At 70.5% G+C, this 13,593-nt stretch carries 6 protein-coding genes; 1 reads left to right on the forward strand and 5 read right to left on the reverse strand.

Annotated features, from left to right (window positions below; translation table 11 throughout):
- Positions 1-132: 132 nt before the first annotated feature.
- The gene (locus ACTWQF_RS22985; RefSeq protein WP_443281512.1) at positions 133-8,790 is read right to left on the reverse strand and encodes an SDR family NAD(P)-dependent oxidoreductase; all 8,658 of its coding nucleotides are present in this window, start codon (positions 8,788-8,790) and stop codon (positions 133-135) included.
- Positions 8,791-9,265: 475 nt separating this feature from the next.
- Between ACTWQF_RS22985 and ACTWQF_RS22990 the strand changes: the two genes are divergently transcribed.
- Positions 9,266-10,027, forward strand: coding sequence for a 3-hydroxyacyl-CoA dehydrogenase (locus ACTWQF_RS22990; RefSeq protein ID WP_443281513.1), 762 nt, complete (start codon positions 9,266-9,268; stop codon positions 10,025-10,027).
- Between the two features lie 61 nt (positions 10,028-10,088).
- Here the strand turns inward: ACTWQF_RS22990 and ACTWQF_RS22995 are convergent, their stop codons facing one another.
- From ACTWQF_RS22995 to ACTWQF_RS23010, 4 genes are read right to left on the reverse strand one after another with little or no spacing between them, the layout of a single operon-like run.
- A complete protein-coding gene (locus ACTWQF_RS22995; protein ID WP_443281514.1) occupies positions 10,089-11,201 on the reverse strand; it encodes an acyl-CoA dehydrogenase family protein in 1,113 nt (370 codons plus the stop codon).
- Positions 11,191-11,481 (reverse strand): acyl carrier protein, encoded by a 291-nt coding sequence (locus tag ACTWQF_RS23000; protein ID WP_443281515.1) that lies wholly within the window; start codon positions 11,479-11,481, stop codon positions 11,191-11,193. Before ACTWQF_RS23000 ends, ACTWQF_RS22995 begins: the two co-directional genes overlap by 11 nt.
- 2 nt (positions 11,482-11,483) lie before the next feature.
- The gene (locus ACTWQF_RS23005; protein WP_443281516.1) at positions 11,484-12,344 is read right to left on the reverse strand and encodes a 3-hydroxyacyl-CoA dehydrogenase family protein; all 861 of its coding nucleotides are present in this window, start codon (positions 12,342-12,344) and stop codon (positions 11,484-11,486) included.
- Positions 12,345-12,366: 22 nt separating this feature from the next.
- Positions 12,367-13,590 carry a cytochrome P450 gene (locus tag ACTWQF_RS23010; protein ID WP_443281517.1) on the reverse strand — a complete coding sequence of 408 codons (1,224 nt, stop codon included), beginning with the start codon at positions 13,588-13,590 and terminating at the stop codon, positions 12,367-12,369.
- Between the last annotated feature and the right edge of the window lie 3 nt (positions 13,591-13,593).

Raw genomic sequence — 13,593 nt, forward strand, 5'->3', positions numbered from 1 at the left:
GTGGAATCGTGTCGAGCGCTGCGAGGTCGATCCCCTGCTGCTGGAGCAACCGTAGCGCCGCGCCCTGCTGTTTGGCCGGGAGCGCCCTGAACCGGCCGATCACATCCGGTGCGCTGTGGCCGTGGCCGGTGGTCATCCGTGCTCCGTCTGCTCGGTGCTCGCGTTCAGCGCGTCCAGTTCTTCCTCACTCATGCCTTCCACGAGGGCGATGACGTCGAGGCTCTTCTGCTCCGCGTCGGCCGGCCCGGAAGCAGCCTGCCCAGCCTCCGTCAGCCCGGAAGCCTCCTGAGCCTCCGACTGCGGCCCGGCGACCGGCTCCCCCTCCGACGCCCCAGAGGCCCCGGAAGCCCCCGTCGGCCTGTAACGGTCCACGGTGGCGGCCAGTTCGCCGAGCTGCGGGGCCGCGAAGACGGCAGGGGCGGGCAACTCCACGCCCGTTCGTAGCTTCACCAGGTTCATCAGGCGGTTCGCCAGCAGTGAGTTTCCGCCGAGCGCGAGGAAATCGCTCCGCGGGCCGAGCTGCTCCGCGTCGATCCCCAGCAGTTCCGACCAGACATCGACCATGATCTGCTCGGTGTCGCCCGATGCCGCGTCCACCAAGTGCCCGTTGCTGAGCGCGCGGCTCGCACCGGCGGTGTCCTCACTGGGCGCGTACCTCCGGCCGATCCAGTAGCTGCCGCCCTCGAATGCCGTCGGAGGCAGCGGGGCGAGCGGGCGCGGACCGTTGTGCAGCCTCCGCCAGGGCACGTCGCCTCCGCGTACCCACAGCTCGGCGAGGTGCTCCAGGTCGCGGTCCTCGACGAGACCGGCCAGGAACGCCTCACCGCGGGCGCCGGAGAGCATCGCGCCCAGCGGGCCGGCGTCGTCTTCGGCGTTGCCCGTGTGGACGGTCACGGCGGTGTCGCCCGGCTCGGCCTCCCCGTCGTCCGCCAGATACCGCTTCAGCGCCTGCCGCAGTTCGTCCAGCGAACCCACGACCGCCGCGAGCCGTTCGGGCAGCGCTTCACGGCCCAGCTGGCAGGTGTACGCGACGTCGGCCAGGCTCACCGACCCAGCGTCGCCCTCCACGAACGCGAGCAGCCGCTCCGCCGCCGTGCGCAGCCTCGGGCCCGTCTTCGCGGACAGCACCACGAGCTGGGACCCGGAGTCGTGGACGTCCGAGACGGGGTCAGCGGCTGGTGGGGCCTCGACGACCAGGCTGACGTGACTGCCGCCCGCCGCGACCGAGTTGACCAGCGCGCGGAGCGGCGCCGAGTCCTGCCGAGGCTCCCAGTGCGCGGGCCGCTCGCACAGTTCCAGCGCCGTGCCGTCCAGCGCGAGGTTGGGATTGGGGGTGCCGACCTCCGTGAGGGGGGCCAGCTCCCCGTGCCGCAGTTGCAGGATCACCTTGGTGAGCTGGGCGATGCCGGAGGCCGCCTCCGGATGGCCCAGGTTCGACTTCACGGTGCCGACGGGCACCGGCTCGGTGACATCGTCGAACACTTCCCGCAGCGCGCGCAGCTCGATCTCGTCCGACATCGCGGCACCGTTGGCCGCCGCCTCCACGTAACCGATGGAGTCCGCAGCCACATCGGCCTGTGCCAGCGCCCGCCGTATGACGTTCACCTGAGTGCGGCGGCTCGGCATCATGAAGCCTGACGACCGACCGCTGTGCATGGAGGAGGTGCTCTTGATCACCGCGTGTACCTGGTCCCCGTCGCGCAGGGCGGCGTCCAGCGGCTTGAGCAGCACGGCGCCGACGGCCTCGGCCGGCAGATAGCCGTCTCCGTCTCGGAAGCTGCGGCTGCCCGGGTGGCTGCCGAGCAGTTGCAGCTCGGACAGGGCCAGATACTTGTCCGGGTGGACGGTGAGGTTGATGCCACCGGCGACAGCCAACTCGGTCTCACCGCGGCGCAGATCGACGCAGGCCAGGTGGATCGCCATGGCGGAGGAGGTGCACATGCTGTCCACCGCCAGGCTCGGGCCCTCCAGCCCGAAGAAGTGCGAGACGCGATTGGCGATCATGTTGTACGAGGTGGACGAGGTCAGCGCCGCCAGCACGGGGTTGGTGTCATCGGCCCGGTAGAGCTGGTACGCCGCCCCCACATAGACCCCGACGCGCCGTTCGTAGCGCCGGTGGAGGTCGTCCTGGGTCACGCCCGACTGCTCCATCAGCTGCCACACGGTCTCCAGGAACAGCCGCTGCTGCGGGTCCATCTCCGCCGCCTCCCGCGGGGAGACCCCGAACAGCATCGGATCGAACCGGTCGATGCCGTCGAGAAAGCCGCCCCATCCGGACGGCCGCGTGCCCGTAGCGTCGGTCGCCGAGTCGAGCAGCGCCTTGTGGTCCCAGCGCTCGGCGGGAACCTCGGTCACGCAGTCCTTGCCGGCCCGGAGGTTGTCCCAGAAGGCGGCGAGGTCGTCGGCCTGCGGATACCGTCCGCTGATACCGATGACCGCCACGTCCCCGCCGGAACCCGGCCGGCCCTCGCCCTGCGGGAGAGGCGCCGTCCGGGCCCGCTCCTGCGCGACCGCCACCGACTCGCGGACGGGCGCGGCCTCCCGCGCGTGCGCCGCGTCCGCGGGCACCGTCCCGGGCGAGGCGGGCCCCGTCTCGGGCGAGGCGGGCCCCGTCTCGTGCGTCGGCGCGGACGGTTCGGGCGTCGGCGCGGACGGTTCGGGCTCGGTGGGCATACCGAGCAGCGCGCGCAGTTCCTCCGGGTGGGCGGTCATGAAGTACCGGGCCAGTTCCCGAACCGACTCGACCTCCAGCAGCAGCGTCCGTGACAAGCGGCCGAAGGACTCCTCCAGCTGGGAGATCACATCGACTGCGATCACCGAGTCCATGCCGTAGCGGTCCAACGGCGCGTCCGGAGCCAGCCTTTCGGACCCCAGCTTGAGCGCCGAGGCCAGCACGCGCCGCAGATGGCCCACCGCGCGGTCCTCGAGGAGACGGTCGGCAACGGGGTCCTGGGCCGGGGCGGCCTTACCGGCCGGGATGCCGTCGGCCACGGCCCCGTCGGCCGGTCCGGACGCGGCACTCTCCTGCGCATCGCCCTGCATCGGCGATTCCTCCTCGGGTGTGGTGAGTTCGGTGAGCAACCGCGCGCGCTCGCCGACGAGAACGAGCAGCCTGCCCTCCGCCGGACCGGCTTCCGCCGTCAGGGCGTGACGCAGCGCCGCCAGCCCCCGGGCGGTGTCCAGGGGGGCGAGACCGGCGCGGCGCAGGTGCTGCCGTACGGCGTCGCCGCCCATACCGCCCGCTTCCCACAGCGGCCAGCCGATGGACACCGTCCTTCCGCTGCACCGGCCGTCCTCGACGAGCCGGTTGCGGTATGCGGCGTAGGCGTCCATGAACGCGTTTCCGGCCGCGTAGTCGGCCTGCCCCGCGTTGCCGAAGGCGCCGGCGGTCGACGAGAAGCAGCAGAAGAACTCCAGCGGCTGGTCCCGGCTCAGCTCGTCGAGGTTGACCAGCCCCGCGACCTTGGGGCCGAGGACACGTGCGAGGTCCTCGGAGCTCTTGCGCAGCAGGAAGCTGTCGGCCAGGACCCCGGCGCTGTGCACGATGCCTGTCAGCGGCCCGTGGTCGTCAGCCACACGTGCCAGCAGTCGCGCCACCGCGTCCCGGTCGGTGACGTCGACGGCCCGGTAGTCGACCGTGAGGCCGGGCGCACGCAGGGTGTCCAGGTCCCGCCGCCGCTCCTCGTCCAGCGGCGACCTGCCGGTGAGGACCACGGTGGCGTGGTCGACCGAGGCGGCGATGTCCTCCGCCACGATGCGGCCGAGGCCGCCCGCGCCACCGCTGATCAGATATACGCCCCCGTTCCGCCACGGTGCGGCCCCGGAAAGGGCGCCTTCACCGGCTTCCGCGAGCCGCCCGACGAGTCGTCGGCCGTCCCGGTAACGCACCTCCGGCTCGGGCTCGGGCACCGCCGCCTCGGCCGCAAGACGAGCGGCGACGGTGGTGGCCGCCGCTCCGTCCAGGCACTCGACGTACTGGGTGCGCAACAGCGGCTGTTCCGAGGTGGCGGTCTTCAGGAGTCCCGCAAGGCCGCCCGAGCAGGCGAGGAGCTCACGCGCGGTTCCGTCGCCGGACGGGACGGCACCGGCCAGGACGACCTGGAGCAGCATCGGCTCCCGTACACCTCCCGCCAGGACCTCCCGGACCAGGGCGAACAGCCGCTGCGCTGCATCGCCGTACCAGACGTCCGGCGCACCGTCGGCGAGCTGAAGGAAGTGGCATACGGCGCCGGAGGGGAGCGCGGCACGCAGGCCGTCACGTCCGTCCGTGCCCAGCCGGCCGAGGACCACGACGTGGTGGGCTTGGAACGTCTCCTCGTTCTCGCGGGCGGTGCCGTCGGCGCCGGGTTCCGGGAGCTCCCGCGCCGCCCAGTACGGCCGCAGCAGCACCATGTCGCCTTCCGGCTCCGTGGGCGGTGCGGCGGCCGGAGCCACGAGCGGTCCTCGCCTCGCCTCCGTTCCGTCGGCCGGATCGAGGTCGAACCAGCAGCGGTCACGGGCGAAGGGATATCCGGGCAGACTGACGCGCCGGGCAGGCGGCCCCCCGGGGCTCAGATCCTCCCAGTGCACCGTCGCCCCGTGCGCCCAGAGGCGCAGCAGTTCGTCGTATTCGCCGTGTCCGGTCCACGCGGAGACAGCGCTGCGCAGTGCCGCCTCACCGGCTGCCGTGGGCGCCTGCCGGCCGGGACCGACGGTGCCTCGCACCCAGGCGGCGGCCGGTCCGCGCGCGGTCTCCTCGGCGTTCGCGGCGTCCGTACCGGCGAGGAAGGACTCCAGCCGCGCCCTGGCGTCCGCCGGCGTGGTGGCGGCGAAAGCCAGCCGCTCGTCCAGCGCCATGCGACCCACCTGGAGCGTCCACGCGACATCGGCGAGCGCGTCTGCCGGCAGCTCCGTCAGCCGGGTGCGCAACCGGCGGGCCTGCTCGGCGAGCTGCTCCTCGCTCTGCGCGGAGAGTACGAACAGCGCGGGGCGACCGGCAGTGCCCGACGGCGCGGGAAGCGGCGCAGGTTCCGGCACGTACTCGGACAGCACTACATGGACGTTCGACCCGCCGGCGCCGAAGCCGGACACCCCGGCGAGCCGCGGCAGCACCCGGGTCCCGCCCGCCTGGTCCGCCACGAGGGGCTGCTGCCAGGGCTCCCTGCGCTGCTGGACCCGCAGCGGGGTGCCGTCGAAGTCGATATGCGGGTTGAGCGTGTCGGAGTGCAGGCTCGGCACCAGCTCGCCGTGGCGCATCTGCAGCAGCACCTTGGTGATGCCGGCGATCCCGGCCGCGCCCTCGCAGTGCCCGATGTTCGACTTCACGGAGCCGATCGCACACGTCCCCGGCGAACCGCCTGCCGCCTCGAACGCCCTGGTGATACCCGTGACTTCGAGCGGGTCGCCCAGTGCGGTGCCCGTACCGTGTGCCTCCAGATAGCCGACCGCCGAGGGATCGATGCCGGCGGCGGCGAACGCGTCCGCGATGACCTCGCCCTGCGCGGCGGGCGACGGAACCGAGTAGCCCGTGGTGCGTCCGCCGTGGTTGAGCGCGGTTCCCTTGATCACTCCGTGGATGTGGTCGCCGTCGGCGACGGCCCGCTCGAGGGGCTTCAGCACGACCGCGCCGACGCCCTCGCCGGGGACGTAACCGTCGCCGCCCTCGCCGAAGCTGCGGCAGCGGCCGTCGCTGGAGAGGAAGCGGCGCTGGCTCAGCAGCACGAACTTGTTCGGGTGCGAGTGCAGATTCACCCCGCCTGCGACCGCCGTCTCGCACTGCCCGCTCCGGATGGCCTCGCAGGCGAGGTGGATGGCCGTCAGCGAGGACGAGCACATGGTGTCCACGGTCATGCTCGGGCCGTGGAAGTCGTAGAAGTACGAGACCCGGTTGGCGATGCTGGAGGCGCTTCCGGACAGCGCCGTGTACCTACCCCGGTCCTGCGCCTGCGCGCCGTAGAGCTGGTACTCCTCGTACATCACTCCGACGAAGACACCGACCCTGCCCGGTGGTGCGACGGCCGCGGCGGGACCGTCCGGGTCGGACGCGGCGCGGGCCAGCAGCTCGCCGGTGTATCCGCTGTCCTCCAGGGCGTGGTGGGCGCACTGGAGGAACAGTCGTTCCTGCGGGTCCAGCAGCTCGGCCTCGTGCAGGGAGATCTGGAAGAACAGCGGGTCGAACTTGTCGATGTCGTCGATGAAGCCGCCCCACTTGGCCGTGGAGGAGCCCCCGACGTCGGCGTACGTCCGGTGATCCCAGCGTTCCGTGGGGACTTCCCGGATGCAGTCGCGGCCGTTGCGGAGGTTCTGCCAGAACTCGTCCAGGTCTGCCGCCTGCGGATAGCGACCGCTGAGGCCCACGATCGCGATGTCGCCGCCGGCGGGCCGCGGTGTGACGGTGCCGGCTGCGGCGGCGTCCCGGGCCTGCGGCCCGTCCTGCTGGGGCGCGGCCAGGGTACGGGTGCTCAGCCCGGTCACCTCGGCGCACACCCGACCGTCGTCGTCGAACAGGGTGATGTCGAGCGGCCCGGTGCCGGAACCGCTGCCGCCGCCGGGCCGGTGCCGGATCCAGGCGTACGCGCCGGCCGGTGTGGGCGCGTACGCCTCGACCCGCTGCACCGAGAACGGCAGTGCGGCGCGGGCCTCTTCGCCGTCCCCGGCCTCCCGTGCCAGGGCAGTCAGTCCGATTACCGCCTGGAGGGCGCCGTCGGCGATGCTCGGGTGGAGTCGGCAGCCCTCCACGTCGCGCGCTTCCTCGGGCAGGTGGAGGCGGGCGAGCACCTGGGAGCGCCCGGATCGGTCGGTGCCCACCTGCAGTTCCGTGAGGGAGCGCTGCGCCGGGCCGTAGTCCATGCCCACACTGGCGTACAGGGCGTAGATGTCGGCGGCGGGAACGGTCCGTTCGGAGCACAGGGCCCGCAACTCGTCCAGGGACGGCGGGGTTGGAGCCGCACCGTCCACCAGGCTCGCGCGGCCCCGGCCGCACACCGTCAGCTCTCCGTCCTCGCTGACGGCGTGCAGCGTGTATTCCCAGTCGCCGTGGGGCTGGGTGCGCACGGTGACGCGCAGCTCCAGCCCGTCCGGCCCGCAGAGCGCGGGGCGAAGCCATACGACGTCGTCGAGCCGCACCATGCCCGCTCCGCTGTGAGCGGCTTCAACCGCGGCGCGCGCCATCTCCAACTGCACGACGGCGGGGAGCAGGCGGCCCCCGCGGACCTTGTGGTGGCGGAGGAACGGTTCGTCGCCGTCGAGCCGTGTGCGGTACTCCACGACGCCGTCGCGGCGGCTTACGTGGTGCAGCAGGGGATGCGGCGTCTCCTGTGGGCGCGTCTCCTGCGGACGCGTCTCTGCCGCCGGGCGGACAGCGACCTGGCCGGCGACGGCGTCCACGGTGAGGTGGTCGGCGAGGGAAGCGGCGGTCAGCGCCGAGCCGAAGCGCTCGTTGAGCCGTGCGGCGAGGCGAGCGCGGAGGGGCAGATCGAGGCCGTACTCCCCCAACTCCGCGTCCGCGGCGATGTCGTGGGGCATCACCTCCAGCAACGCCGCCAGTTCCTCGACCACGATGCTGCGGGTGGAGGGCTGCTCCGCCCGACCGGCGGGCGCCGCCGGGGCCGTGGCCGCTCGGCGCTCGGCGACCTGCCCGTTCAGCCAGGCCGCCAGGTCCGCGGGCGACCTGTGCTCGAACACCACTGTGGGCGAGAGCGAGAGCGACAGCCGCTCTTCCAGCTCGGGCACCATCGAGACGAGGTCGGCGGAGGCCAGGCCGATGTCGTAGAAGCTCGCCCCCGTGTTGACCTGTCCGGGCGGCAGCGCCAGCCGGGCCGTGACCAGTTCCGTCACCACCTCCGCGGCATCCGGTGCGCCGGGCGCTGCGGAAACCTCGTCGGCCCGCCGTACGGCGGACACGCCGGTGGCCGGTCGTGCGGCACCCGGCTGCGGCTCGCTCCGTACGTCGAGGGTGTCGGCGGAGCGCACCCGCTTGGCGACGATGCGGTTCAGCTCGGCGACCTGCCGTCCCGTCTCGTCGTAGAACTCCACCGCGAGCTGCATCAGTTCGTCGTCCCGATGCGCCGAATCGGCCGGCACGCGGACGAAGCAGCGCCTGCCCAGCGGTGCCGAGGCGCGGAACGACTCGAAGACCAGCGGCAGATAGAGATCCTCGGCCGCTTCGCCCTCGTACAGCATGTGCAGGCCGACGCCTGCGCCGAGCACCCCGGCCTCGAACAGAGCGGGATGGAAGGGGAATGCGTCGGCGGTATCCTGGTGGGCGGGGTCCAGCTCGACTTCCGCCACCCAGTCCCCGGAACGGTGGTGTATCCCGCCGTTGACCTTCATGAGCCCGGAGTGGACGAGCTCCAGCCCCCTCAGCCACGCGTACAGGTCGGCCAGCGGGGTGTGCCGGTGGGCCCCCGTGACCGGCAACGTCAGCCGCTCCCGGAAGGCCGGGAGGGCGTGCCGGTGCGCGTTCACCGTGGCGTGGACCACCTCGGGGCCGCCCTGCCGGGGGGTGTCCTGCCGCGAGCTGACGACCTCGATCCTGCACCCTCCCGCAGCAGCGGGGCGGCCTCGGACGGTGGTCGGCACGCGCTCTCCGGGGGCGGCTACGAGCGGGGCGAGGATGGTGAGGTTGCGCAGCTCGACCTCGGACATGTCGTAGCCGTGCCGGGAGAGGACCTGGAGTATCAGGTCCACGTAGCCGACGCCGGGGAGCAGATGCCGCCCGTGGACGACGTGCCCCTGCAGCAGTGGGTTGTCGGCAGTGACGGTGAAGGTCTCGTCGAATGTCAGCCGTTCGGGCATCGATATCCGTCCCATGAGTCAATATCCGTTCCCGCATGGCAACGGCATCTTCACAACGAATGGCTCGTCAAACGCACGGTATGGCGACCCTGTTGACGGGAAGCAAAAAAGCCGTCCTCGCCCTTGAGTGAACAGGATCGAGCAGTCGGCGCACCGATAGGAAATCGGGGCCGGTTCCTGCTATCCGTGAAAAGTAGGTGACATCTCCCCGTAGTTCCCCCCGTTGCATTTTCTGTCCCCGTAGCCGCCGACGGCAGAACCCGCATATGCGGTCCATCTTTCGCGGATTCTCGGCCGTCCACGACTTTCGACAACGCTATCGAAACCGGGCGACAAGTGGCAACCCTCCCCGGGAATGGATCCGTTGAGGCTGGACATCCAGTCCCGACAACCCGGGGAAACCACCGGTTCCGTCTTCCCACCTGATCTCCGGGAACTATGCTGACCGAGCCATACTGGCCAACTTCCACAGCGACAACAGGGGGAATGCGTGAGGATCGAAGGGAGTGTTGCGCTCGTTACCGGCGGAACGTCCGGACTCGGTCTGGCCGCGGTACGAAAGCTGCACAGCAGCGGCGCATCCGTGGTCATCATCGGCCGGTCTTCCTCACCCGGCGAGCAGATCGCGAAGGAGCTGGGTGAGCGGGTCGTGTTCTCACCCGGAGACGTGACCAAAGAGGACGATGTCGCCGCCGCGATCCAGCGCGCCACAAGCCTTGGCACCCTGCGCATCGCGGTGAACTGCGCCGGGATCGGCAATGCCGTCAAGACGGTCGGGAAAAACGGCCCCTTTCCGTTGGCCGCCTTCAGCAAGGTTGTCCAAGTCAATCTCATCGGCACCTTCAATGTCATACGTCTCGCCGCCGCTCAGATCAGTAAGGCCGAGGACGACGGTGAGGAGCGCGGCGTCATCATCAACACTGCTTCGGCGGCCGCTTTCGAGGGGCAGATCGGGCAGGCCGCCTACTCGGCCTCCAAGGGAGGCATCGTGGGCATGACCCTGCCGATCGCCCGCGATCTCGCGGAGTGGAAGATCCGGGTGGTCACGATCGCGCCGGGGCTCTTCCGCACTCCCATGTTCGACTCCTTCCCCGAGTCCACGCTCGAGGCGCTCGGTAACCAGGTGCCGCATCCCGGCCGGCTGGGGGATCCTGCGGAGTACGCCTCGCTCGTCTCACACGTCGTGGAGAACCCGATGCTCAACGGCGAGACGATCCGGCTCGACGGCGCCCTCCGGATGCCGCCCAGGTAGCCGGAACCGCCTCCCGGCCCGCGACACATCGCGGGCCGGGCGCCGCACCCTGGCCGACTCCTCACTGCGCTGTTGCCACGGCGTGCTCCGCCAGGATCAACTGGCAGATCTCGTTGCTGCCTTCGATGATCTCCATCAGTTTCGCGTCCCGGTACGCGCGTGCCACGACATGGCCGTCCTGCGTCCCCGCCGATGCCAGCACCTGGACTGCCGTCGAGGCTCCCTTGGCCGCGTTGCCGGCACTGACGTGTTTCGCGAGCACGGTGGCGACGACGAGGTCGGGAGAGCCGGCCTCCCAGCACTCGCTGGCGTATGCGCACGCCCGGGTCGCGACCTGCTCGGCGACGAACAGCTCGGCGAGGTGCCGCTCCACGAGCTGGTGGCCGGTCAGGAGCTTGCCGAACTGGGTCCGGGAACTCGCGTGCCGAGCCGCGGCGTTCCGGCACGCGCGCAGGATGCCGACACAGCCCCAGGCGACCGAGATCCTGCCGTAGGCGAGCGCGGCGGTGACCAGCAGCGGCAACGGCAGTCCGGGCCCTCCGAGGATGCTGGAGGCCGGGAGCCGGACCGAGTCGAACCGGACGTGGGCATGCCCAGCCGCACGGCACCCCATCGGATCGGCGACCCGCTCCACGTGCACCCCGGGTGCCGAGGTGGGCACCACCACCGCTGCGGCGCCACCGTCGCACTTGGCGAAGACGACCAGCAGGTCCGCGTAGTGCGCACCGGTGACCCACACCTTGTGGCCGTCCAGCACGAGCGAGTCACCGTGGAGCTCGACCGTGGTGCTCATCGTGGACAGATCGGAACCGGCGTCCGTCTCGCTGAACCCCACAGCCGCCAACTGGCCGCTGACCAGCTGTGGCAGCAGAGCCGCCGACTGTTCAGGACCGGCCAGCCGCTGGATGGTCCAGGCCGCCATGCCCTGGGAGGTCATCACGCTGCGCAGCGAACTGCACCGGCTCCCCGCGTGCGCGGTGAGCTCTCCGTTGTCGCGGCTGCCGAGGCCGCGCCCGCCGTGGCCGGCGTCGACCTGGGCGCACAGCAGGCCCTCGGCGCCGAACTTCCGGAGCAGTTCACGGGGGATCTCCCCGGTGAGGTCCCATCCCTCGGCCCGGTCGCCGACGAGCTCGTCGACGACCGCGATCTCGTCGGCGAGCCGCTCAGGCACCATCAACCGTCTCAGCCGTGTCGCGCAGCCGGAGCACCAGTTCCGTCATGGTCTGCACCGTCCGGAAGTTGTCCAGCCGCAGGTCGGTGCCGACGATGGATATGCCGTACTCCTTCTCCAGGTGGACGACGAGCTCCATGGCGAACATCGAGGACACAAGTCCGGAGGAGAAGAGTTCCTGCGCCGGCGCGACCGACGTCTTCGTCTTCGCCTCCAGGAAGCTCAGCAGCGCCTTCTCGATGGATTCGGCGTTGACGTGCTCGGTGTGCTGTTCAGTCGTCACAATTATTCCTTTCCGTATGCATAGAAACCGCGGCCGGACTTGCGGCCGAGTTCACCGTCGCGCACCTTTGCCAGCAACAGGTCACAGGGCTTGCACTCTTCGGCACCGGTGCGCTCGTACAGCGCGGCAAGCGAGTCGGCCAGATTGTCGAGCCCGATCATGTCTGCGGTGCGCAGCGGACCCGTCGGGTGTCCGAGGCACCCCTCCATCAGCTCGTCGACCGCTTCGACCGTGGCGGTGCCCTCGCCCACGATCCGCGCCGCGGTATTGATCATCGGGTGGAGCAGCCTGCTGGTCACGAAGCCCGGCGCGTCCTGTACCAGCACGGATCGCCGGTTCAGGGCGGTCAACAGCGCGACCAGCGCTTCGACGGTCGTCTCACTGGTCTGCGGGCCCCGGCTCACCTCCACCATCTCGATCAGGAAGGGCGGGTTCATGAAGTGCGTGCCGAGGAGCTCTTCGGGCCGTTGGGTCCACGCGGCCATCTCGCTGATGGGAATGCCGGAAGTGTTGGTGATCAGCGGAGTGCCGGGCCTGACCGCGGCCGACGCCTCTGCCAGCACCTTGGCCTTGACCTCGGGTGACTCGGTCACCGCCTCGATGACGGCGGTCGCATCCACCACGTCCGAAAGAGCCACGGTGGTGACCAGCTCGCCCGGGGCACGGCCGGCCGGGAGCACGCCCATCAGCTGGGCGTGCCTGAGCTGATGCATGATCCTGGCGCGCGCGTCTTCGAGCGTCTCCTCGTCGATGTCGACGACAAGTACGGGTATGCCGTGTCCGAGCACCAAGGCGGCGATGCCCGAGCCCATCACACCCCCGCCCAGGATGGCGACCAGATGGCCGGTCGGTTCTTCGCTCATGATCGGGTCCACTCCTTCACGTTCATACTCGGACCGGCAGCCGGGCGGCGCCGCGCAGGCTCCGCAGGCCGTTCCATTCGACCTCGCCGTCCATGCTCAGGCCGGGGAAGCGGCGCACCAGTTCGCCGATCGCCACCCTGCCTTCGATACGGGAGAGCTGCGCGCCGAGGCAGTGGTGCATACCGCTGCCGAACGAAAGATGCTTGCGCGCCTTCTCCCGCCGCACGTCGAATTCCTCCGCGTCGGGGCCCCAGAACTCCTCGTCGCGGTTGGCCCCGGCCAGGTTGGCGAGGATGAACGAGCCGGGAGGGATCTCGTAGCCACCGACGTGGTAGGGCTCCAGCGTCACCCGCCTGCTGGTGTGCACCGGGGGTTCGTAACGCAGCATCTCCTCCACCGCGTTCCCGCCGAGCTCCGGCTCGGCCCGCAGGAGTTCGAGCTGCTCCGGGTTGCGCAGCAGGGAGAGAGCGCCACCGGAGATCAGGTTCACCGTCGTCTCGTAGCCCGCGACATAGAGCATGGTGACCTGGGCGACCAGCTCGTCGTGACTCAGCTTGTCCCCGTCGCTCTCGGCGGCGATGAGAGCGGTGAGCAGGTCGTCGTCGGGCTCGCTCCGCTTCCGGGAGACGGCGTCGCTGACCAGCTCGAAGATCTCCACATCGGCTGCCTCGATGACCCTCATCACCTCGAGGTCGGTGGTCAGCTCCACCGAACGCATCAACAGGCTGGTGAGCATGCGCAGATGCTTGGTGTCGATCGGCGGCATGCCCAGCATCCGCGAGATGACGGCGAACGGCAGTGGGAAGGCGAGCAGTTCGACCAGGTCGCCTCCCCCGGCCTCGGCTATGTCGTCCAGCGCCTCGTCGACCAGCTCGCGGACCATCGGTTCGAGCGCGTTGATGGCGCGTGTGGTGAATGCCTGCTTGACCAGCTTGAGCAGCCGGTCGTGATCCGGCGGGTCCAGGTCCAGCAGGGCGAGCCCCTTCAGCCGCGGTTTCTCCGTGACGCCCGCCTTCGCGTACGCGTCACGGAACGGCCCCGGCGCGACATGGCGCTGCTCCACGGAGAGTCCGGAACGCAGCAGCGCTGCCACGTCGTCGTAGCGCGAGAGCATCCAGAAGCCGCCCGGGTGATGATGCACCGGCACATGCCTGCGCAACTCCGCATAGTGCGGATAGGGGTCCTCCATGAATTCCTGCGTGAACGGATAGAAGATCACGGACTGGTCTTGCGGCACGGTACTCATCGT

It is taken from the genome of Streptomyces sp. 8N114 (assembly GCF_052245835.1).
GTDB lineage: Bacteria > Actinomycetota > Actinomycetes > Streptomycetales > Streptomycetaceae > Streptomyces.